The organism is Sporosarcina sp. GW1-11 (assembly GCF_033088395.1).
Classification (GTDB): Bacteria; Bacillota; Bacilli; order Bacillales_A; family Planococcaceae; genus Sporosarcina.
Genome location: NZ_JAPMIW010000020.1, coordinates 23,570 through 44,439, shown reverse-complemented (window position 1 = coordinate 44,439; position 20,870 = coordinate 23,570). Strand labels below are relative to the sequence as shown.

Here is a 20,870-nt window from a genome sequence, read left to right as displayed (position 1 = left end):
AGTGTTGAACAAAAAACCGCCCTCTGTTGCAGCGGCGGTTTTGTTCTATATGGTATTAGACGATAGACTTAGCTTCGTATTTTACTGCTAAAAGTTTATATGAAATATCCATACACTTTTCTAAAGGTATCCAAATTTCATAGGAATGTTCATATACCTCACGAATACATTTCGCTAGGTCTGTCGGATGGTCGATGCGCTCAAGTTCTGACACGACGTCAGCAATTTCCAAGTCATATCCATCTTTGCCCGCTTGGAAAGGATCCCATTCCTTTAGCAACACAACAGCTCTTTTGTTCATTTCCATGGTTTGCACGATTCGTCACCTGATTTATTTTTTCTTTTTATCATAGCATAGCGTATCGAAAGAGCAAAGAGAGATGCCACATTTTCGACAAATTTAAAGTATTTCTTGATTTGTTTATAAAGGAATTGAAGTGGTAGAGGATCCCCTTATTCGAGAGGGCCTTTTATGAATATAAGCGTAGCGTTGGAAGCACATCTTTATCTTAAATCCCGGGCCACTACATAATTTAACTTTCCAATATTTATTACATAATTTCAAAGAAAAAACTGCAGAACAGGCGTCTGCAGTTTAGGTATACTTTTTAGTCTATAGTATGATGTGTTTCTTTACTTTGTTGACGTTCTCTCAAAATGCGTTGCTCAAGCTCTTTCGTTTCTTCTTCTTGCCGTTTGGATTTCTTGATGATCCAACGAAATACTAGCAGCATCAATGTCATGAAAATAACGAATGAGATGGCTGCTGGGATGTATTCTGATTTGTCTTCAGGAAAGTATAAGAATGGCATTAATAGAACGAAATCCATGCTAGTTTCCCCCCATTTGATATGTCAGGATTATTTTTGAAGGATTTCCACTGATTGAATTGAAATTTCTTCTTTCGGCTTGTTGTCCCGGTTACATTTCACACCAGCGATGTTATCTACAACGTCCATACCTTCGATGACTTGACCAAAAACTGTATGGCGCTGATCTAGGTGTGGTGTACCGCCGTTTGCAGCATATGCTTCAGCGATTTCATCCGGCCATCCACCTTTTTTCAATTGGTCAGGTGATGCACCAGCTAGTCCTGCGTTTTGAACGATGAAGAATTGACTTCCGTTCGTATTCGGTCCTGCGTTCGCCATAGATAGTGCGCCACGCAAGTTAAATAGATCCATTGTGAATTCATCCTCGAATGTGTTACCGAAGATACTTTCTCCGCCCATTCCAGTTCCAGTTGGGTCTCCACCTTGGATCATAAAATCAGGAATTACACGGTGGAAGATGATGCCATCGTAATAGCCATTTTCAGCGTGAGTCAAGAAGTTCTCAACTGTTTTAGGTGCTTTTTCTTTAAAAAGTTTTATTTTGATAGACCCCATTGTCGTATTCATGACAACTAGCGCTTCATTTTCTGCTACTTCGTTTGATAATTGTGGATACATGGAATTCCTCCTCTAATTTACGTGCATTGTTACTATCTACTCTGTTTTGTGCATGGAAACAGTCTATCATACATAGCTGGAAATTTCGATGTTTGTACTTGTGACAATTAGTTGACAATAGACAAGTCAAAACGGTTTCCTTCGCTTACCGAATTGTTTTATACTAGTGAATATACAAATACATGAGGGTGATCCCACTTTGAGTAGATACAAGAAGAATTTTATTATTATCTGGATTACCAACTTCCTCGTTGCAGGTACGATGACGATGATCATGCCCTTTCTTTCTCTGTATATAGAGACTTTTGGAGATTTTTCGGAAGAGTATGTTCAAAAATGGGCAGGGTTAATTTTTGGAGCGACATTTATTACAGCTTTAATCATGTCACCCATTTGGGGACGTTTTGCTGACCGTTATGGGTTTAAGCCGATATTGCTAATTAATGGTTTCGGGATTGCAATTTCTGTCTTTTTGATGGGGTTTGTCGATTCAGTTGGAGCCTTTCTTGTTTTACGGCTAGTGAATGGCTTAGTGACAGGTTTCTTACCGACTTCATTAGCATTCATTTCGTCCCAGACTCCGCGTGAACAAGCAGGAAAAATGCTCGGGACGCTACAGATGGGTGGTGTAGCGGGGATGTTGTTCGGTCCTGTGCTAGGCGGACTTATGGCAGATAGCTTTGGCTTTAGTTATACGTTTATCATTACGTCGGTTTCTGTTGTCATTGCTGCGTTGCTTGTATTAGTTGGCATTAAGGAAGAGCATCGCGTCAAAACACGGAAAGTCGTGGCTTATTCCCGGAAAGTTATTTTAGGTGGACTGTTCAAGCACCGCTTGATGTTCAATATCATGGTAGTGACAACGTTGATTCAAGTCGGGAACTTCAGCATTCAGCCTCTACTATCGCTGTATGTCGTAGATTTGACACACGCCGCCACAAACGTTGCCTTCCTTGCTGGTTTAACGTTTAGTGCGACTGGACTTGGAAATTTATTATTCGCACGGATGTGGGGGAAATTTGGCGATACCTTCGGCTACGAGAAAGTACTCGGGGTCTTACTTATCCTGTCTTTCGTCTTCATCATCCCGCAAGCCTTCGTTTCCTCATTATGGCAACTGGTGTTATTGCGTTTCCTATTCGGTATTTCTACCGGGGGGATGATTCCTATTACAACTGCACTCGTCAGACGAGAAGCGCCGCTTGAAGTGCAAGGTGAAGTAATGGGCTATAACACCAGTTTCCGTTTTCTCGGAAACATCATCGGTCCAATGTTCGGTGGGATCGTCAGCGGCTACATTGGCATTCCAGCCGTCTTCATCGTCACGGGGGTCTTATTCGTTATTGGTTATGGTTTCTTAACTTATGCTATGAAGCGACCAACCCAAGACTTTGAACATTACTTGGAAGACCAACAAGTAGCCGCCAATCACAAGGTTTAGATTGCATATAACTTATAGACAGCAGACAAGCTCTAGAAATACAGAGTTTGTCTGCTGTTTTTAGTTTGTTAGGCTGAGTTTGGCGAGTGCATGGGGATTTCCGTTCCGAGCGGGACGTTTCGCCTTCGCAAGCATAAGCAAAGCATTAAGAACACAACTTTAATAAAAATCCTTGACCACTTACTTTATCTCTATCCAACTATTCTGTTTTAATAATTCTGTTTTCTCTCATTCTTTGGAAATTCATGTTATATTTCATGCAATACACTATGAACTTTTTCTTGTAGGTAAGGAGGTAACCCCTTGAGGCAGTTACTTGGTTTATTGATCACGCTAGCATGCATTCCGCTCTTCTTATTCATCCAAAATCAAATACAAGCTGAGATCGTGCAGACGGAGGCGCTTCATGAGAATATTCGCGAAGCTGTGCAACTACAAGCGCCTGTCATCGAGGCACCTATTCAGATGAAAGATCGCAACGGGCAGTTGTTTGCGGAAGAGTATGTGGAGTGGCGGCGCCCTATTGACTTAACAGAGATGACATACTTCACTCGTCAAATCTTTCTACAAAGCGAAGACCGTTCGTTTTATGAACATCGTGGATACGATATTGCAGCTATCATCCGTGCCTTTACAATTAACGCGGCAGCAGATGATAAACGGCAAGGTGCATCTACGATTACGCAGCAAGTTGTACGTATGCGTTATTTAACGACCGAGAAAACGTATGAGCGGAAGTTTAAGGAATTATTTCTCGCAGCGGAACTAGAGAAACAATCATCTAAAGACGAAATTCTTGAGATGTATTTGAATGAAATGTACTTCGGTAACCAAGTCTACGGGATCGGCGGAGCAGCGACTTACTACTTCAGTAAACCACTGGAGAAATTAAATGAAGGTGAAATTGCCTTCTTAGCAGCTATTCCAAATAACCCTTCCCTTTACGATCCATTGAAACATTTCGATCGAACGAAAGAACGGCAAGAACGGATGCTAAATGTACTCGTCAACCAGCAAATCATTACGGCTGAGCAGTATGAAGAGTACCGTCAATTGCCGATTAGACTACATATCAAGAAAAAAGAACAAGATTTCCCGATGTATAGCTCGTATGTACTCGAAGAACTAAAACAATTAATTGCACGTGCAGAAGGACTGGACGTCTCGCTTGTAAAAGCAAAAACGGTGGAAGAACGTCAACACTGGCAAAATGTGATCAACCAACGCGTGGGTGAAATCATCAAGCAAGGGTTACTTATTGATACGGCATTGAATCCAAGTAAGCAACTACATGACCAAAACAGACTATCCGCCCTCATTGGTAACAGCGGTGTGCAAGCTGGAGCCGCCATTATCGATAATGAAGCGCGTGAAATCGTCAGTCTCTATGCAGGTGCTAGCTATAAGAGAGCAGACTTCAATCGTTCCTATCAAGCAATACGCCAGCCAGGTTCAGCGATTAAACCTTTGCTCGTCTATGCACCATTTTTTGAAAGCGGACCGTTTCATGCGTATACTCCAATTAACAGTAGTGATATTTGTATCCAAGGGTATTGCCCTCGCAATTTCGGAAAATATCAATTTGGAACGACATCGATTCGAGAAGCATTTATTAACAGTTACAATACAACAGCTGTTCGTTTGTTGCAACGGGTAGGTATAGACAATGCGTTCGCTCATTTGAAGCCTTTCCGCTTCCAGCACGTGTCAGAGGAAGACTATAGCTATCCAGCCGCATTAGGTGGTTTTTCAAAAGGTGTGACACCACTTGAGCTTGCGCGTGCCACGACCAGTTTTATAGACGGTATGTATTCAACGCCTTATGCGATACGAGCCGTGAAAGATTTAGACGGCAACATCTTATACAAATGGAATGAGTCGCCAGTAAACGTTTGGTCTAATTCTACGGTCAAGAATATTCGCTCGTTAATGCAAGACGTTGTGCTGAATGGTACTGGTAAAGGAATATCCTACACAACTAGTTATACCGGCGCAAAAACTGGCACGACCGATTCCTTTAAAGACTTATGGGTCATCGGCATGAACGACCGCTATACGTCAGCTGTTTGGATTGGGTACGATAAACCAACCCCGATTCCTAAACTACGCGACCAAAAATTGCATCTGCGTGCATTTTCCGCCACGATGCGCGAATACCCCCCCTTGATGTTCCGATGACTTCCGGAGCATCAGGGGTTTTTAGTTGACCGGATTAGATAACGGAACGCTAGCTAATACACCGTTATACAAACGTATTAAAATATAGACAAGCGCTACCAATAAGACACTCCACATAATGATTTGAAAGAATATCAAGCCGATTGTCTGGGTTAAAGACATAAACGGACTTAATTTATAGACGACGTAAATGAAGTAGACAAATGAAGTGATGACGAAAATAAACACCAGTGTCTTCCACGACTGAATACCTGCCGCTGAAGCAAGCGCACCGATAAAGTAAATAACAGCTCCAGACTTCGATGCACTATAGGATGCATCTGCCTCTTCTCTTAAAAAGAACAACAATGCCGTTTCGTGTATGGTCACAGCGATTAACTTAAGCGCGGCGAATACCATAAAGAATACTAATGTATACATTGTCAATAAAAAGATCCGTAGCTGGAAATCAGATAAAAACTCACGCATCCCTTGATATAGTCCAATTTCTTTAAAAAAAGTCATTGATTCCCCTACACTGTATACGCCAAACGTCAAACTGAATAACACGACAGTGACGAAAGGTAAATAACCGAACAAATATGGATTCTTCATACGACACCTCAAAAATATTTTTTACCCTACTAATAATATAGGAAGGAAGTCGAATAAAGCAATAATTGGTCAGTTGTTGACTATGCAATTTAAAATGTTTTGCGCTATACTAACAAATACGTCCACGCATATGCCTCTGGACTTTTAATTATGTATAGAAATTGTGCGGAAGGAGGATTCTTTTGGAATTCGTGTTATTGATTTTTTTACCTGTAATTTTTGCAATACTTATTCCTTTTGCTTATAAGCAAGTTAAGGGAATACATACGGGTTGGCTAGTGTTACTTGTCCCACTAGCGTTGTTCAGCTACTACCTTAGCTTCATACCGCTGGTGATGGATGGTGGTCATGCTATATCTGAACTAAAATGGATTCCCTCACTTGGAATTACGTTTACTTCTTACATAGATGGTCTTAGTTTATTATTCACGTTGTTAATTACCGGTATTGGTTCATTAGTTGTATTGTACTCTGTATTCTACATGGATAAGAAAAAAGAAGACCTAGGTAGCTTTTATGTCTATTTACTACTCTTCATGACTGCCATGCTAGGTGTTGTACAGTCAGACAATACGATAACGCTTTATCTATTTTGGGAATTAACATCCATTTCATCCTTCTTATTAATCGGGTTTTGGTATACGCGTGACAAATCACGTTTTGGTGCATTGAAATCGATGATGATTACCGTTTTCGGTGGTTTGATGATGCTTGGGGGATTTGCATTACTCAGCATTATGGGCAATACGTTCTCCATTCGAGAATTAATTGCACAAGCACCTGAATTAGTGAATCAACCTTACTTCACGTTAGCGTTAGTACTAATCTTACTTGGTGCATTTACGAAATCCGCGCAATTCCCTTTCTATATTTGGTTGCCGGATGCAATGGAAGCGCCTACTCCTGTCAGCGCGTATTTACACTCCGCAACGATGGTTAAGGCGGGTATTTATTTGGTCGCACGTTTTACACCGATTTTCGGTACATCGTCCACTTGGATTTGGCTCGTTACAGGCATCGGTTTACTGACGTTGTTCTGGGGTTCGTTTTTCGCTGTAAAGCAAACGGATTTGAAAGCAATCCTTGCGTTCTCAACTGTGAGTCAGCTTGGTTTGATCATGTCTTTACTTGGTGCAGGTGCGATTTCCTATCATACGACGGAAGCGATGTTCGCGTTCGCAACGTATGCAGCAATCTTCCATTTGATCAACCATGCAACCTTTAAAGGCGGACTATTCATGATTGCCGGAATTATCGATCATGAAACTGGCACCCGAGATATCCGTAAACTCGGTGGACTCATGAGTGTTATGCCGTTAAGTTTTACGGTTGCGTTGATAGGTTCATTATCAATGGCGGGCTTACCTCCATTTAATGGATTCTTAAGTAAAGAGATGTTCTTGGATTCCATGGTTGCCCTTCAACATTTTGAACTATTCAATTTTGATACATGGGGTATTTTATTCCCAATTATTGCTTGGGTTGCAAGCGTATTCACGTTTACGTATAGTTTGTATTTCGTTTTGAATACGTTTGTTGGTCAGAAGAAATTTGAACAGTTACCAAGACAGCCACATGAAGCACCGATTGGTATGCTAATTGCGCCAATGATTTTAGCTAGTTTGGTACTTATCATTTTCTTCATTCCAAATCTTGTCGGCAAATGGATTATCAAACCCGCTGTGATGGCTGTGCAACCTACTTTATATGCAAGCCCCGATGCGATCGATATTCATGTACAAGCATGGCACGGTTTTGGCTCAACTGCTCTTTGGTTGACTGTCGGTATCGTAATTGTCGGTTCGTTATTCTACGTAACGATTCCAAAATGGCAACCACTGTATAAAATTCAACCTGCAAAACTGTCGCTAAATGAAGGATACGATGCCTTAATGCGCGGAAGTGAAAAGGGAATGAATCGCTTATCACGTTTCTATATGGATGGCGTGATCCGTTCCTATTTACTGTATATGTTCGCGTTTCTTTCCGTCACAGTGATCGCGGTATTGTTCATCAAAGATGCGTTTGTTCTAGATATGACTAGCTTCGCTGCGCTTTCACTTTATGGCGTACTGAATGCTATCATTTTAGTATTGGCTGTTGGGTTCGTTGTGTTTGCTAACTCTCGTTTAGCTGCGATTATTGCACTTGGTGGTGTCGGCTATTCCGTCGCGTTGTTCTTTGTTATTTTCAAAGCACCCGACTTAGCGTTAACGCAACTAGTTATTGAAACGGTTTCAGTCGCATTGTTCTTGCTGGCGTTTAAGCACTTACCTGCGCTCAGTTCACACGGTGAAACAGCGAAGACAAAAATCGTTAACTTCGTGGTTGCTTTGAGTGTCGGTGTCATGGTGACATTAGTCGCCCTATCGAGTCACTCTCAAAAATTGATTCCTTCGATTTCACAATACTATAAAGATACGGTCGCAACGGAGGCGGGAGGCGGAAATATCGTCAACGTCATTCTCGTAGATTATCGTGGATTTGATACATTTTTTGAGATCGGGGTACTGGCAATTGCCGGGATCGCGGTACTCGGTATGATTCGCTTGCGTGTATCGAGAAAGGAGACTACTGATGAAAACAAATGATGTCATTTTACAAACAACAGCTAAAGTAGTGTTTTTCATCATCTTCTTATTCTCGATCCATATTTTCTTCACAGGACATTATGCACCAGGTGGAGGATTCGTTGGTGGTCTGTTGACGACCGGTGCCATTGTACTGTTGTTATTGGCGTTTGATTTGCGGACCATTCAGCAAATTTTGCCATTTAACTTTACCATTGTTACTGCGATTGGTTTATTATTGGCACTCGCTACGGCCGCAGGTTCTATTGTTTTCAATGTACCGTTTTTCACACACGCTTATGACTATTTTACGTTGCCGTTGTTCGGGAAAACTTCTCTTCATACGGCCATGTTGTTTGATAGCGGTGTGTATTTAGTAGTCGTCGGTTCCGCCATTACGATTATTCAATCGATTGGAGGAGATGACTGATGGAACTAGTACTTTCGATCATTATCGGTGTGTTATTTACAGCGGCTGTTTACTTGATACTTTCTCGTAGTTTATTGAAAATAATCTTAGGGACAGGTTTGCTAAGTCACGGTGCGCATTTACTAATTTTAACAATGGGTGGACTTGGCGGTTTAGCTCCTCCAGTATTGATTGATGGAGTCACTGATTTTGCCGACCCCCTACCGCAAGCCTTGATCTTAACAGCAATCGTCATCAGCTTTGGTGTAACTGCTGTGATGCTCGTCATGGCGTACCGCATGTATGCCGTGCACCAAACAGATAATATGAATGAATTGAGAGGGAATGATGAACATGATTAATCTTCTTTTATTTCCGATCATTATTCCTTTCTTTTTCGCGATGGTTTTATTGTTTTTCAAAGAGCAGGTGGTCGTCCAGAGAGTTTTAACACTGATCGGATTGGCTCTCAGTCTAGTTGCCTCTTGTTGGCTTGTCGCGACAGTGAAAGCAGAAGGAATCCAAACAGTGACTCTCGGAAGCTGGCCTGCACCATTCGGAATTACGATGGTGTCAGATATGTTCTCTGCCCTGCTCGTCACTACTACAATTTTACTCACTTTCTTTATTGTGCTGTATAGCTTTAAATCCATTGGTGTAGAAAGAGAGAAATTCTTCTACTATCCGGCAATTTTATTTATGATTACGGGTATTAATGGTGCATTCACAACAGGTGATATTTTTAATCTGTTCGTATTCTTCGAAGTGTTGCTCATTGCTTCATACTTACTAATTGTCCTTGGTGGCGAGAAAAGACAGCTTCGGGAATCGATCAAATATATTTTAGTGAATGTCATTTCCTCTGCACTTTTCGTCATCGCGGTTGCTTATCTTTACTCCGTGATTGGTACATTAAGTATGGCCGATATTTCTGTGAAGATTGCAGAAATTAACCAACCAGGTATAATCTCCGTAATTGCGATCTTATTTTTGATCGTCTTCGGAATTAAGGGTGCGATTTTCCCTCTATACTTCTGGTTGCCAGGTTCGTACGCAGCTCCACCAATTCCTGTATTGGCGTTGTTTGGTGCGTTGCTGACGAAAGTTGGTGTCTATGCGATTACGCGTACATATACGTTATTTTTCGTGCATGATATTGCATTTACGCACCAATTCTTGCTTGTACTGTCGTTGTTGACGATTGTAGCAGGCTGTATCGGAGCGCTTGCGTATTTCGATTTAAAACAAATTATTATTTACAACATCATTATCGCGGTAGGTGTCATTCTGTTTGGTGTAGCACAGATGAACACGTCAGGTATGGAAGGTGCCGTCTATTATTTAATTCACGATATGTTAATCAAGGCTGCATTGTTTGTCTTGATTGGGATAATCATTTTTATAACAGGCACTTCAAATTTACGCGAAATGGGTGGGCTCATTAAGACACACGCATCGCTTGGATGGATTTATCTGATTGCGGCATTTGGCTTGGCTGGAATTCCGCCGCTGAGTGGATTCCTTGGTAAATTGCTTATTGTCAAAGGCGGTTTTGAAGCGGATCATGCAGTCGGTAGCATTGTTATTTTAGCTTCCAGTTTAATCGTCTTGCTATCTGTGATTCGGATCTTTATCTATGCTTTCTGGGGCGAACCGACTCAACCATTGCCAGTGACGAGCAAAGGGACGTACCGTGCGATGATGATACCCTCTGTTGCGCTCGTCGTGATTTCGATTGCGTACGGTGTCGGTGCAGAATGGCTAATGCCTTATATGTCGGATGCGGCTAACGTGCTTACAGATCCGTCCATCTATATTGATGCGGTGTTAAAGGAGTAGATGTCATGGCTTTTCAGATACTATTAAATTTCTTCATTGCTGTCGTTTGGATGTTCATGACGAGTTCATTAACACCTTCTACGTTTATCATTGGATATATTATCGGTTTGTTAATGATAATTATGACACGCCGTTATTTCAAACATCGCCTGTACGTTTGGCGAATATGGTCCGCAGTTAAATTGACTTCTATTTTCTTGAAAGAGTTAGTCATGTCGAATATCTCGGTGCTCCTGTTAGTCATTAAACCTGACCTTTCTAAGATGCAACCGATGATATTCGCCCTACCGACTGAACTCGAACACGACTGGGAAATTACGTTGTTATCAAGCTTGATCACGCTGACACCTGGAACAATGGTTATCCATGTTTCAGACGATCAGCGGACGTTATATATTCATGCAATCGATGTCGATGACGTGGATGAAGCAATCGATTCGATTAAAAATACATTCGAGAAAGCGATTATGGAGGTGAGTCGGGGATGAATATGTTTTACTCAGTATGCTTAGTGTTAGTGATTCTTTCCATGCTCGGATTACTCTACCGTGTCTGGAAAGGTCCATCTACGCCTGACCGACTCATTGCACTGGATGCAATTGGCGTAATGCTCATCTCCGCCATCGCCTTGCTTTCTATCTTGTTTGACACGCCGTTCTTTATCGATGTGATTTTATTGATTGCGATTATGTCATTCATCGGCACGGTGTCCTTCTCGAAATTTATTGAGAGAGGAGAGATTATCGAACGTGGATCTGATCGCTAATATCATTATTGTGTCTCTCGTCATAGTGGGAATCATCTTTACGATTATCACAGTCATTGGGGTTTTACGATTGCCTGACGCATATACACGCGCGCATGCAGCTTCAAAAAGTGCAACGCTTGGTGTCATGAGCTTGTTACTCGGTGTGTTCTTGCACTTTTGGTGGAATGAAGGACACTTCAGTATTCAGTTATTGCTCGGGATTGCATTTTTGTTCATCACGTCTCCTATTGGCGGTCACTTGATGGCGCGGGCGGCTTATATGTCAGGTGTTGAGCCTACTAAATTAACGGTTGGCGATGCGTTAAAAGTAGACCTAAAAAAACAACGAGAAGAAATGGAAAAAAACACGCAGAAGGAGTAATTTCCTCTGCGTGTTTTCTCGTTTAATAGTATGGATAAAATGAATGATAGTACGGCGGATAGTATGGCATGTTGTAGTATGGTGGGTAGTAACCTCCATATCCACCGCCGTAGCCTCCACTATAACCGCCACCATAGCCGTAACCAGGGAAAAAGGCGTTACCTAGAAATCCTCCGACTAGACCTCCGAGGAATGGACCACCAAAACCGAAACCTCCTCCAAAGCCGCCGCCATGGCCACCACCGTGACCACCTCTATAATTGTTTCTCGACATATATGCTCCCCCTTTCTCTTTATCCTATGCCCAAGATAAATTGTGGTTTGGGGAAAGTGCCTATATGTGTTTATTCCTGTTGTTCTACAGCTAAGCGCTCAACGAATGTTGCAAGCGTACGAACCATTACGCCTGTTCCTCCTTTAGGTCCAAGAACGTGCGGGCTCGCTGCCTCTGAAGTTCCTGCGATGTCCAAATGAATCCATGGTGTATCTCCCGCAAATTCTCCTACGAAACCGCCACCGAAAATCATATGACCGTCGCGTCCTGGTGAATTGTTCAAATCTGCTACTTGGCTTTTACGGATCCGTTTCTTATCACTTTCCGTCAGTGGTAACTGCCAGATAAATTCCCCTGTCTCTTCTGCCGCCTCTTCAAACTGTTTGTAGAAGGCTTGATCATTCGTCAATGTTCCAGTCTTGTCGTGACCAAGAGCGACGATTACACCTCCTGTAAGCGTTGCTACGTCGATTAAATATTCAGCACCTGCTTGCTTTGCATACGTCACCGCATCCGCTAGTACTAAACGTCCTTCAGCGTCTGTATTCAACACTTCAATCGTCTTGCCGCTTAATGAAGTAATAACATCATCCGGTTTGAAAGCTGTGCCGGAAATCATATTATCTGTTGATGCAATGACCGCAATGACGTTTTTCTTCGGGCGTGACTCTCCTATAATGCACATAGCGCCCAGCACGGCCGCTGCACCGCCCATATCACCTTTCATACCGACCATACCTTCACGCGGCTTCAGCGAGTAGCCACCCGTGTCATACGTGATTCCTTTACCGACTAAGCCGATGACATCTTCCCATTGTTCTGTCGCTTGATATTTAAGCACAATCAGTTGTGGCTCTTCTACAGACCCCTGATTGACCGCGAGAATGGCACCCATCCCCAACTCTTCCATTTCTGCTTTGCCTAACACGTCGATTTCGAAATCATAGCTTTCCGCTAACTCACGTGCATAGTCTGCCATTTTAGTTGGCGTTAATAGGTTCGGTGGCACATTAACTAGTGTCCTTGCTTCGTTCACAGCATAGGCGCTGATCATACCGACTTCCCCTGCCGTTTTGACTTCTTGCTCGTCTGCGGTAGTAATAAACGTTACCGAAGCCAATGATACATCGACTTCATTGGATGACGTTCGGAATCCTTCGTATGTGTATGCTCCCATGCTAATTCCTTCTGCTGCTAAATAAGCGACATCAACACATGTCAACTCTTCATTACAGAAAGGTGCTGTCCATACCGCAACCGATCGCACACGGTCTGTATGCACTTGTTTACCTACTGTCGCAAATAGTTCACGCACATGTTGCTCCGTTAACTCTTTTTGCTTACCGACCCCCACAAAGTACACACGCTCATAATTTCTCTTCGATAATGCAGGCATCTTCGTTAATTGTTTGAAGTCTTGCTTAATATCCCGTGACTTAATCCATTCTGATAATGACGGATGAAACGCTTCTACAACCGCATCCCAACCTTCAACATTCTCCGGATGGTCAGGTACCCCAATAACTAATACTTCAACTTCTTGCTGTTCTAGTGTGGATGCTGTTGCAATTGTAATCATCTGATGATGTCCTCCCTTTTCTATCAACTCTCCCCTACAGTATAGACTAGTCAGATGTACCGTTCCAATGACAAGGATTGTTGTTTAAACCAACGATTTCAACTAGATTATGGTATACTGTCCCTATTATCTTGCCTGAAAGGGTGTGGAACCATTTGGCTATATTTGAAAACGTACCGCTTCTTGCAGCGTTATTCGCCATTCTATTTGCTCAATTTGTAAAAATTCCGATTCACTTTTTATTGACACGTAAACTTGATTTTGGACTGATGACATCCACAGGCGGCATGCCTAGTTCGCACTCGGCTGCTGTTACCGCACTGACGACTGCCATTGCTTTTGAAGCAGGATTAGATTCACCTTTGTTTGCTGTATCTGCTATCTTTGCGGTGATTGTTATGTTCGACGCGACAGGTATACGTTACCAAGCAGGTCAACAAGCAGTCATCATCAACCAAATGCGCTCAGATTTCCAAATATTCGTGGAGGACATTAAGGGCTGGCCTCAAAAGGACAACGAAACAAAAATTCAAGAGCTCAAAACCTTACTCGGCCACAAGCCAAATGAAGTATTTTTCGGCGCACTAACTGGCATCATCATCTCAATTATTACGTATTCTTGGATTCTTTAAATGGGAGAAAAAGTAATAAACACTTACTAAGCGGTCCGAGATTTACTCTGTAGAAGGGGAAGGTTGGCTCACCGCCCGCGCGACCATAAGACACACGTCCGTCTGAAACGTAGCGTAACGTTTTTTGTTCCAACCACTCCTATATTACTAGACATAGAAAAACACCAATGAGAAATTCTCACTGGTGTTTTTCTGTACTATTAGTTTGTCAAAACATTTGATAGCCTGCCTTGCGTAGTGCCTTCATGACGAATCCTGAGATGATCGCTCCGACAAGACCACTCGCCAAGATGACGATATCTACTACATGAAGCGACATAATACTTGCTCCAAGTTCACTAAAAGCATGGCCCGGCTTCGTAATGTAATGAAACATTGGTACATCGTCAATAATGAAAATGACGATAATCGGATAGACGATTGCCATAAGCCACGTCATGCGTAACAGCATATTGATTAAGAAACCAATACCAAAGAACATAACAATAAATATTAAGATCGATAGCAATACTTGCGCTATGGATATAGTTTGCATTGCCGATAACCTCCAGTTCATCACTTTAACATTTTACAGCATGGTGCAATGGCTTTCAATAGAATGAGATAGAGAACATGAGCCGTTCTCTTCAGTTGTCATGAAATCTTAAAATATGAAACTTCAAATAAGGGAGCAAATCATACGTCAAATTTGACTTACTAGACGTTTCATTGAAGATGACATAAAAAAGACTGTAGACACTCTCTAACTAAGAGCTTGTCCACAGTCTCAAACATTCACTAGGATACATATTTTTTACAGAATGTTAAATTTACCTTTTTTGATTGTTAATCCGACGCCGCCTACCATGAATAGCGCGCGGTTATCAATCATTTTCTTCATAAATGAAGCTTTTTTACCAGTCAATTTCTTATCGAATACGACACCGATCGCATCGTCATCACCTAATGAACAAACACTACCTTTTATATCAGGTACGAATTCCATCGTCGGCTTGCCTTTGATCAACGCGATAATGTTGTTTGCACATACATCACCTTGTTGCATCGCAATTTGAGCTGTTGGAGGGAATGGACGATTAATTGCTTCGTTAATCATTAATGAACAGTCACCGATTACGAACACATTATCATAGCCAGGTGCGCGCAAATCTTTATTCACTTTAACTCTAGCACGCATATTTTCGATACCAGACTCTTCGATTAAACGGTTACCACGTACACCAGCTGCCCATACAACTGTTCCAGCTTTGATGAATTCGATATCATCTTCGCCTTCGCCAGTTTTAATCATAACACCTTCTGCAGTAGCTTCAACAACCGGTGTACCGATTGAGAATTCTACTCCTTTAGCGCCTAATTGACGAACTGCATACTCAACAAGTTCTGGGTCGAATGATGGTAATACCATAGGTGCTGCTTCTACGCAAAGGATACGTACTTTTTTAGCAGGTACGTCATATTCTTTACATAGTTCTGGCACACGGTTTCCTAGTTCACCAAGATACTCAATACCTGTGAAGCCTGCTCCACCGACAATGATTGTTAAACGGCTATCGTCTTTTACTTCTTCCGTAGACCATGTAGCGAATTGATATTCCATATGATCACGAATTTGACGAGCTGCTTTTACATTAGCGATAGATAATGCATATTGATCAAGACCTTTAATACCGAATGTTTCGCCTTCGAAACCAAGAGCAATTACAAGGTAGTCATATGTATGCGAACCAAGGTTTGTCTTCACATTTTTCGCTTCTACATCAATACCTGTAACTTCTGCTTCGATGAATTTCACTTTGTTGTTGTTGATTACACTAGCAATATCATAACGAACTTGCTCTGGTGTAAGAGTACCGGCTGCTGCTTCGTGCAACCATGTAGATTCATAGTGATAGTCATTTTTGTTGATTAAGACGATATCAGCATCGTCTGCCCCCAATGACTTTTGTAAATTAACAACGGTCATCAAACCACCGTAACCTGCACCCAATACTAAGATTGTCGGCCTTTTCACGTAAATCGAAACCACCTTTTAGTTTATTAAATGCCGAGTACGTGTAAAATCGATCAATCATTGGTTTTACGCGATGTCGGCATTTAGTTTTAATATGAAATAACTTTTCCTACTTAATATTAGACCTTTTGGGCACTATTTTCAATAGGATTCTAATAGTGCAAATAATCAATTATACAAGGAGTTTGTAACTACTATTTTATTCGCAATCTGCCGGTGCTCCTGCTTTTTGAGCCGTACGGAAAGACGTGCCGCATCCACAGTTCGCAATCGCATTCGGATTATCGATTGTAAAGCCTCCACCCATCAAAGATTCTTTATAATCTACTTTCGTACCGACTAAAATAGCCGCATCCTCACCTTTGACTAGTACAGGAATCCCATGTTGCATATAAAACACATCATCTTCTTCCTTTTCTGCCGTAAAGCCTAGTCCGTATGTTAATCCGCTACATCCGCCTCCATTGACGGAAACGCGTAAATAAGAGCCTTCTTCTTCATTATGAGTCATCATTTTCTTTACGTGAAATGCTGCTGCTTCTGTAATTTCTACTGGATTGTTCATTGACCTCACTCACTTTCCACGATTTGTTCTATCATATCAATCTTTTCCACCAAATTGCAAACAAACTCCTCCACACTAGGACTATTTTTCTGTATACTAAGTCTTAGGTATGAAAGGAATGAATATAGTGGAAATTAGCCCATTTTACGAAAAAAGGATGCAGTGTTTGCTCTGTAAAGAACATTTTCCCACTACCCGCATCCGTTCTAGACAAGTCAGAGTTTCACAACATGATAGTGATTTTAGGCCTATATATATCAATAAGGAAATCAATCCTATTTTTTATAATGTTGCTGTATGCCCGCAGTGTGGCTTTGCTTATACAGATGATTTCTCCCCTTATTTTGGTCCAGGCGTAAAGGAAAAAATCGCTAAAAACATTACTGCTAAATGGCGTAGTCGCTCATTTGGTCATTTGCGCTCAAAAGAAGAAGCCGTTCAAACTTATAAGCTAGCGTATTTAAGTGCTAATTTCAAAAAAGAAAAGCATTTAACGATCGCGGGTATGATGCTGAGGATCGCATGGATTTATCGAGAATCGAAAGAAACTGAAAATGAAATGCGCTATATACGAATTGCGCGTGATCTATATATACAAGCCTTTTCAGAAGGCGACCACGTCGGTACACAAATGTCAGAAACACGTGTACAGTATCTCATTGCCGAGCTTTCATGGCGCATTGAGGATCGACCAGAAGCGATTAGAAACTTCTCGCGGGTAATAGAAGCTCAAAAGAGATCTACTGAACCGAACATTATCCAATTGGCTAAAGATCGTTGGCAAGAAATTCGCGAAGATGAAGCTACCAACACACTAGCAAAATAAGGAAAGCCGTGCAGAGAAGGTTTCACTTCTTTACACGGCTTTCAAAATAATAGGTAGGAAATTAAAAGACCTGTTCTACCTCTACGACACCTGGAACTTCTTCAAGTAACGCACGTTCAATACCTGCTTTTAATGTGATCGTTGAGCTTGGGCACGTACCGCATGCACCGAGTAAACGCAATTTGACGATCCCTTCGTCAATGTCCACAAGTTCGCAGTCCCCTCCATCGCGCAATAGGAATGGGCGTAATTTATCTAGAACTTCTTTTACCGGCTCATATAATTTCAAATCTGTTGTCATTGTAATCGATCTCTCCTTTCCTTATACTTATTATAAACTGCCGAGCAGAAAAAATCCAATAATGAATCGGAGGATTGATTTTTTTGTCACAATTACCTGTAATAATCGAAGTGTACGGTGCAGAAATTCAATGCGCAAGCTGTGTCAATGCCCCTTCTTCTAAAGATACGTACGAGTGGCTTGAAGCTGCTCTTTCAAGAAAGTATCCTGACCAGCCTTTTACGATTACGTACATTGATATTGACCAGAAAATCACTGAAGTGTATCAACAAGAAATTGCGCATAAAATTCGAGAAGATGAGTACTATTATCCACTCGTAATGATCAATAACGAGATGGTCGGAGAAGGTCACATCCAGCTAAAACCTGTTTATCAGGCAATGGAAGCTAACGGCTACTATGCAGGATAAAATGATAATTTTGTCGATTAATTGAGAACTGAGCTAGCCTTTAATGATATCTATCAGAAAATGTGCGACCGCCATGTTGGCTGGTCGCTTTTTGTTAGGCGTCTTTTATATAAATTGTCCAGCCATACTTTTTGCGTAACAAATCAGCTGCTTTTTCTGCCGCAACTTTCGTCTTAAAGGTTCCGGTGACCAATCTGTATTCGGTCGTCGTTTGATTGGCCGCTCCAACGTTCCCTATCTCTACTGTTTTTTTCTTCAACTTAAAGTAAGCAGCCAATCCATCCGCGACCGCCACTCCTTGCGCTATCAATCTGTTGGATGATCGTAACGCTTGTATATCGGTCAACGAATCGTAAAAGCCACCTTCAATTAAAATCGCGGGCATATTGGACTCTCTTAGCATATGCAGATTTCTTTTCTTAATTCCACGATCGCGTAAGCCCATCGCTTGAACAACTTTCGGATGAATTAGCTCTGCTAATTGGAATGATGTTTTACTAGCGGTAGGATATACAAATGTCTCCACCCCACCCCAATTTCCCCACTTTCCCGTATTTGCATTATGATGAAAAGAAATTAACACATCTGCCTTCCATTGATTAGCACGGTCGGTGCGGTTTTCCAATGGCTGATCTATTTTACCACTTGCATCATCTAAGCGGAGTAGAGAAACATTTTCATACTCTTTTAGTCTTTCTACACAAGCTAGCAACACTTGATTATTAAAAAACCATTCTCTTTCTCCTATCGGCGAACGTTTCCCGGCTGTAAATAAGCCATGACCTGCATCTAAAGCAATTCTAACCATTTCATTCACCTCCCACGTCTGTCCTACTATTTTATGAAGTCCTAAGAGTAAGTGTATGTATTTTAAGGCAATAGAAATAGCCACCAAGATTTTTGATGACTTCGTTTGTTTTAATTAATTTATGAAACTTTTCATCAACTTCGACAGATTTAGTATATAATCATAGAGGATAACAGTCATAGGGGGAATAGGATTGACCGAAACAAAAAAACCGCTTTATAAAAGACTTTGGTTCATTGTACTTATAGTGATTTCTTTATTTAGTTTTGTATTAGGGGTTTTGGATTCAAAAAATAAACGAGCAGAAGAAAATAGACTTCCTATAGAAGAACAAATAGCAAACAGTAATAAATATATTGATGAAGCAACTTTCGATGAAGACGGATTGTTAACTTTGGTTTCTACCATTACGTCCACAACGGATGAAGTTTCAATTGCACCTACTTCTGTCACGTGGTCTTTCAAAACTTTGCAAGCCTCATTTGAACATCCGGAAGTTAAACAAACGAATATCCTGATCAAGGTAAATATAATTGATGAGCAGGAGAATTCAACAATAAAAGATTTAGCCAGTATCCTTTACACACGTGAAGAGTTCCAAAAACTAACTTATAAAGAATTCGCTGATGCTGTGATTAACCAATAATGTTCAAAAAAATGAACTACCTGCCACTTCAAATAACCGATCAGGTTAGTAAAGGGTAAGTAGTTCATTTTCACACTATAGAAACGTTTAGCCATTATGCCATTTGTACATCCAAAGTAAACCGGATTTCATCAAACGCGCGATTCGACCGGTAACGGTACGATCCGCCAAATATGCAAATCCTTGCTTCTTCCCTAATGAACCCATAAAGCCTTTTAGTTTCAACTCTGGCATCTCAGCCATTAGCGGCTGATCTTTCCAAATCAAACGAAGCACTTGGACAATTTGTTCCGCTTGCACTTCCGCTAATTGAGCACTTGGTGCGTGTGGAAGTGCAGCGATATCACCGACCACATAGACGCTCGGATACGTTGGTATTTGATGATATTGGTTCAGTACGACGCGTCCGGAACGGTCTTTTTGAACAGCCATTTCATCAATGACTTGACTCGGCTTAATACCAGCCGTCCAAACGACCGCGTCAACTTCAATCGTCTCTTCATGATTGTAAAGTGCAAACTCTCCAACTTTTGTGATATTCGAATTGGCGACCACTTCTACTTCATTTTGATCAAACCAACCTTTGACGAAATTACTTAAGCGTTCTGGGAAATCACGTAAAATACGCGGACTGCGGTCAAATAGTTTAATTTTCAAATCTGGTCGACTTTCACGTAGTTCACTCGCTAATTCAATACCACTTAAACCCGCTCCAACGATTCCTACTGTAGCTCCACCACTTAGTCCTAAAAGCGTTTGATATGTAGTTCTAGACTTACCGATTGTCTGGATGCTTAATGTGTGCTCTTCTGCACCTGGTACGCCGTGAAAATTATCTACGCTACCTAAGCCGATAACTAGATCATCATACGTAAGTGTCTGTCCATCTACTAGTACAACTTCTTTTTCTTCTGGCTTAATTTCTTTAATCTCGCCTTCTACTACTGTTAATTGCGGATGAGTAGGAATCGCCACTCGCATATCCGAATCAGGAGCCGTTCCCGCTGCCAATGCATAAAATTCTGTTTTCAGACTATGGAATGGCGTTCTGTCCACGAGCGTTATTTCAATATCGCTTGGTAGTTCTTTATTCAGTAGACGTAGTAATATTCGCATATTACCATAACCGGCACCTAATAATAGTAATTTCCTCATAATGTTCTCCTTCTATGTGTAATGTCAATTTTTCGATTAAACCTCATT

The 20,870-nt window shown here is 41.4% G+C and carries 25 protein-coding genes; 13 read left to right on the top strand and 12 right to left on the bottom strand.

The genetic code is table 11. The features are described 5' to 3' along the window. Positions 1–55: 55 nt before the first annotated feature. The 3 genes from ORD22_RS12040 to ORD22_RS12030 all read right to left on the bottom strand — a co-directional run bounded on the left by ORD22_RS12040 (position 56) and on the right by ORD22_RS12030 (position 1,451). Positions 56–301, bottom strand: coding sequence for a DUF1871 family protein (locus tag ORD22_RS12040; protein WP_411567651.1), 246 nt, complete (start codon positions 299–301; stop codon positions 56–58). Positions 302–608: 307 nt separating this feature from the next. Then, positions 609–830: a hypothetical protein gene (locus tag ORD22_RS12035; protein ID WP_317646261.1), complete on the bottom strand. Its 222-nt coding sequence runs from the start codon at positions 828–830 to the stop codon at positions 609–611. Between the two features lie 30 nt (positions 831–860). Beyond that, the gene (locus ORD22_RS12030; protein WP_317646260.1) at positions 861–1,451 is read right to left on the bottom strand and encodes a peptidylprolyl isomerase; all 591 of its coding nucleotides are present in this window, start codon (positions 1,449–1,451) and stop codon (positions 861–863) included. Between the two features lie 199 nt (positions 1,452–1,650). Between ORD22_RS12030 and ORD22_RS12025 the strand changes: the two genes are divergently transcribed. Both ORD22_RS12025 and ORD22_RS12020 read left to right on the top strand, forming a co-directional pair. Further along, positions 1,651–2,892: an MFS transporter gene (locus tag ORD22_RS12025; RefSeq protein WP_317646259.1), complete on the top strand. Its 1,242-nt coding sequence runs from the start codon at positions 1,651–1,653 to the stop codon at positions 2,890–2,892. A 303-nt stretch (positions 2,893–3,195) separates the two neighbouring features. Next, positions 3,196–5,070 (top strand): transglycosylase domain-containing protein, encoded by a 1,875-nt coding sequence (locus ORD22_RS12020; protein WP_317646258.1) that lies wholly within the window; start codon positions 3,196–3,198, stop codon positions 5,068–5,070. A gap of 21 nt (positions 5,071–5,091) precedes the next feature. Here the strand turns inward: ORD22_RS12020 and ORD22_RS12015 are convergent, their stop codons facing one another. After that, positions 5,092–5,664, bottom strand: coding sequence for a YufK family protein (locus tag ORD22_RS12015; protein ID WP_317646257.1), 573 nt, complete (start codon positions 5,662–5,664; stop codon positions 5,092–5,094). Positions 5,665–5,846: 182 nt separating this feature from the next. Here ORD22_RS12015 and ORD22_RS12010 point away from each other — a divergent pair, with 182 nt between their 5' ends. The 7 genes from ORD22_RS12010 to mnhG are packed head-to-tail and all read left to right on the top strand — an operon-like array spanning position 5,847 to position 11,612. Continuing rightward, positions 5,847–8,255, top strand: a complete 2,409-nt coding sequence (locus ORD22_RS12010; RefSeq protein ID WP_317646256.1) for a Na+/H+ antiporter subunit A — start codon at positions 5,847–5,849, stop codon at positions 8,253–8,255. Then, positions 8,242–8,664, top strand: a complete 423-nt coding sequence (locus tag ORD22_RS12005; protein WP_317646255.1) for a Na(+)/H(+) antiporter subunit B — start codon at positions 8,242–8,244, stop codon at positions 8,662–8,664. The genes ORD22_RS12010 and ORD22_RS12005 overlap by 14 nt, the downstream gene beginning before the upstream one ends. Continuing rightward, on the top strand, positions 8,664–9,005 hold the full coding sequence (locus tag ORD22_RS12000; RefSeq protein ID WP_317646254.1) for a Na(+)/H(+) antiporter subunit C: 342 nt from the start codon (positions 8,664–8,666) through the stop codon (positions 9,003–9,005). Before ORD22_RS12005 ends, ORD22_RS12000 begins: the two co-directional genes overlap by 1 nt. Then, on the top strand, positions 8,998–10,482 hold the full coding sequence (locus tag ORD22_RS11995) for a Na+/H+ antiporter subunit D (RefSeq protein ID WP_317646277.1): 1,485 nt from the start codon (positions 8,998–9,000) through the stop codon (positions 10,480–10,482). The genes ORD22_RS12000 and ORD22_RS11995 overlap by 8 nt, the downstream gene beginning before the upstream one ends. A gap of 5 nt (positions 10,483–10,487) precedes the next feature. Then, on the top strand, positions 10,488–10,970 hold the full coding sequence (locus ORD22_RS11990; RefSeq protein ID WP_317646253.1) for a Na+/H+ antiporter subunit E: 483 nt from the start codon (positions 10,488–10,490) through the stop codon (positions 10,968–10,970). Next, positions 10,967–11,248, top strand: a complete 282-nt coding sequence (locus ORD22_RS11985; protein ID WP_317646252.1) for a Na(+)/H(+) antiporter subunit F1 — start codon at positions 10,967–10,969, stop codon at positions 11,246–11,248. Before ORD22_RS11990 ends, ORD22_RS11985 begins: the two co-directional genes overlap by 4 nt. Beyond that, positions 11,232–11,612 carry a monovalent cation/H(+) antiporter subunit G gene (gene mnhG, locus ORD22_RS11980; RefSeq protein ID WP_317646251.1) on the top strand — a complete coding sequence of 127 codons (381 nt, stop codon included), beginning with the start codon at positions 11,232–11,234 and terminating at the stop codon, positions 11,610–11,612. Before ORD22_RS11985 ends, mnhG begins: the two co-directional genes overlap by 17 nt. A gap of 22 nt (positions 11,613–11,634) precedes the next feature. On the opposite strand, the gene ORD22_RS11975 is transcribed toward mnhG, so the two are convergent. Both ORD22_RS11975 and ORD22_RS11970 read right to left on the bottom strand, forming a co-directional pair. After that, a complete protein-coding gene (locus tag ORD22_RS11975) occupies positions 11,635–11,886 on the bottom strand; it encodes a hypothetical protein (protein WP_317646250.1) in 252 nt (83 codons plus the stop codon). Between the two features lie 70 nt (positions 11,887–11,956). After that, positions 11,957–13,465, bottom strand: coding sequence for a leucyl aminopeptidase (locus ORD22_RS11970; protein WP_317646249.1), 1,509 nt, complete (start codon positions 13,463–13,465; stop codon positions 11,957–11,959). Between the two features lie 155 nt (positions 13,466–13,620). On the opposite strand from ORD22_RS11970, the gene ORD22_RS11965 reads away from it, so the two are divergent. Then, positions 13,621–14,097: a divergent PAP2 family protein gene (locus tag ORD22_RS11965; RefSeq protein ID WP_317646248.1), complete on the top strand. Its 477-nt coding sequence runs from the start codon at positions 13,621–13,623 to the stop codon at positions 14,095–14,097. A 208-nt stretch (positions 14,098–14,305) separates the two neighbouring features. Here ORD22_RS11965 and ORD22_RS11960 read toward each other — a convergent pair whose 3' ends face one another. The 3 genes from ORD22_RS11960 to ORD22_RS11950 form a co-directional block, all read right to left on the bottom strand. Beyond that, on the bottom strand, positions 14,306–14,632 hold the full coding sequence (locus ORD22_RS11960; RefSeq protein WP_317646247.1) for a YuiB family protein: 327 nt from the start codon (positions 14,630–14,632) through the stop codon (positions 14,306–14,308). Between the two features lie 258 nt (positions 14,633–14,890). After that, positions 14,891–16,111 carry an NAD(P)/FAD-dependent oxidoreductase gene (locus ORD22_RS11955; RefSeq protein WP_317646246.1) on the bottom strand — a complete coding sequence of 407 codons (1,221 nt, stop codon included), beginning with the start codon at positions 16,109–16,111 and terminating at the stop codon, positions 14,891–14,893. Positions 16,112–16,310: 199 nt separating this feature from the next. Beyond that, on the bottom strand, positions 16,311–16,676 hold the full coding sequence (locus tag ORD22_RS11950; protein ID WP_317646245.1) for a HesB/IscA family protein: 366 nt from the start codon (positions 16,674–16,676) through the stop codon (positions 16,311–16,313). Between the two features lie 109 nt (positions 16,677–16,785). Here ORD22_RS11950 and ORD22_RS11945 point away from each other — a divergent pair, with 109 nt between their 5' ends. After that, positions 16,786–17,502: a DUF2225 domain-containing protein gene (locus tag ORD22_RS11945; RefSeq protein ID WP_317646244.1), complete on the top strand. Its 717-nt coding sequence runs from the start codon at positions 16,786–16,788 to the stop codon at positions 17,500–17,502. A 61-nt stretch (positions 17,503–17,563) separates the two neighbouring features. Here ORD22_RS11945 and ORD22_RS11940 read toward each other — a convergent pair whose 3' ends face one another. After that, on the bottom strand, positions 17,564–17,803 hold the full coding sequence (locus ORD22_RS11940; RefSeq protein ID WP_317646243.1) for a NifU family protein: 240 nt from the start codon (positions 17,801–17,803) through the stop codon (positions 17,564–17,566). 83 nt (positions 17,804–17,886) lie between these two features. Between ORD22_RS11940 and ORD22_RS11935 the strand changes: the two genes are divergently transcribed. Beyond that, positions 17,887–18,213, top strand: a complete 327-nt coding sequence (locus ORD22_RS11935; RefSeq protein ID WP_317646242.1) for a YuzD family protein — start codon at positions 17,887–17,889, stop codon at positions 18,211–18,213. 94 nt (positions 18,214–18,307) lie between these two features. On the opposite strand, the gene ORD22_RS11930 is transcribed toward ORD22_RS11935, so the two are convergent. Continuing rightward, the gene (locus ORD22_RS11930) at positions 18,308–19,021 is read right to left on the bottom strand and encodes an N-acetylmuramoyl-L-alanine amidase family protein (RefSeq protein ID WP_317646241.1); all 714 of its coding nucleotides are present in this window, start codon (positions 19,019–19,021) and stop codon (positions 18,308–18,310) included. A 193-nt stretch (positions 19,022–19,214) separates the two neighbouring features. On the opposite strand from ORD22_RS11930, the gene ORD22_RS11925 reads away from it, so the two are divergent. Further along, on the top strand, positions 19,215–19,667 hold the full coding sequence (locus tag ORD22_RS11925) for a hypothetical protein (protein ID WP_317646240.1): 453 nt from the start codon (positions 19,215–19,217) through the stop codon (positions 19,665–19,667). An 87-nt stretch (positions 19,668–19,754) separates the two neighbouring features. On the opposite strand, the gene ORD22_RS11920 is transcribed toward ORD22_RS11925, so the two are convergent. Continuing rightward, positions 19,755–20,822 (bottom strand): NAD(P)/FAD-dependent oxidoreductase, encoded by a 1,068-nt coding sequence (locus tag ORD22_RS11920; protein WP_317646239.1) that lies wholly within the window; start codon positions 20,820–20,822, stop codon positions 19,755–19,757. Positions 20,823–20,870: the final 48 nt, after the last annotated feature.

Coding starts and splice junctions, on each gene's coding strand:
- ORD22_RS12015 (WP_317646257.1), bottom strand. CDS start 5,664: ATGAAGAATCCATATTTGTTCGGTTATTTACCTTTCGTCACTGTCGTG.
- ORD22_RS11945 (WP_317646244.1), top strand. CDS start 16,786: ATGAAAGGAATGAATATAGTGGAAATTAGCCCATTTTACGAAAAAAGG.
- ORD22_RS12005 (WP_317646255.1), top strand. CDS start 8,242: ATGAAAACAAATGATGTCATTTTACAAACAACAGCTAAAGTAGTGTTT.
- ORD22_RS11985 (WP_317646252.1), top strand. CDS start 10,967: ATGAATATGTTTTACTCAGTATGCTTAGTGTTAGTGATTCTTTCCATG.
- ORD22_RS12035 (WP_317646261.1), bottom strand. CDS start 830: ATGGATTTCGTTCTATTAATGCCATTCTTATACTTTCCTGAAGACAAA.
- ORD22_RS11950 (WP_317646245.1), bottom strand. CDS start 16,676: ATGAACAATCCAGTAGAAATTACAGAAGCAGCAGCATTTCACGTAAAG.
- ORD22_RS11920 (WP_317646239.1), bottom strand. CDS start 20,822: ATGAGGAAATTACTATTATTAGGTGCCGGTTATGGTAATATGCGAATA.
- ORD22_RS12030 (WP_317646260.1), bottom strand. CDS start 1,451: ATGTATCCACAATTATCAAACGAAGTAGCAGAAAATGAAGCGCTAGTT.
- ORD22_RS11990 (WP_317646253.1), top strand. CDS start 10,488: ATGGCTTTTCAGATACTATTAAATTTCTTCATTGCTGTCGTTTGGATG.
- ORD22_RS11995 (WP_317646277.1), top strand. CDS start 8,998: ATGATTAATCTTCTTTTATTTCCGATCATTATTCCTTTCTTTTTCGCG.
- ORD22_RS11975 (WP_317646250.1), bottom strand. CDS start 11,886: ATGTCGAGAAACAATTATAGAGGTGGTCACGGTGGTGGCCATGGCGGC.
- ORD22_RS11940 (WP_317646243.1), bottom strand. CDS start 17,803: ATGACAACAGATTTGAAATTATATGAGCCGGTAAAAGAAGTTCTAGAT.
- ORD22_RS12000 (WP_317646254.1), top strand. CDS start 8,664: ATGGAACTAGTACTTTCGATCATTATCGGTGTGTTATTTACAGCGGCT.
- ORD22_RS11930 (WP_317646241.1), bottom strand. CDS start 19,021: ATGGTTAGAATTGCTTTAGATGCAGGTCATGGCTTATTTACAGCCGGG.
- ORD22_RS12040 (WP_411567651.1), bottom strand. CDS start 301: ATGAACAAAAGAGCTGTTGTGTTGCTAAAGGAATGGGATCCTTTCCAA.
- ORD22_RS11960 (WP_317646247.1), bottom strand. CDS start 14,632: ATGCAAACTATATCCATAGCGCAAGTATTGCTATCGATCTTAATATTT.
- ORD22_RS11970 (WP_317646249.1), bottom strand. CDS start 13,465: ATGATTACAATTGCAACAGCATCCACACTAGAACAGCAAGAAGTTGAA.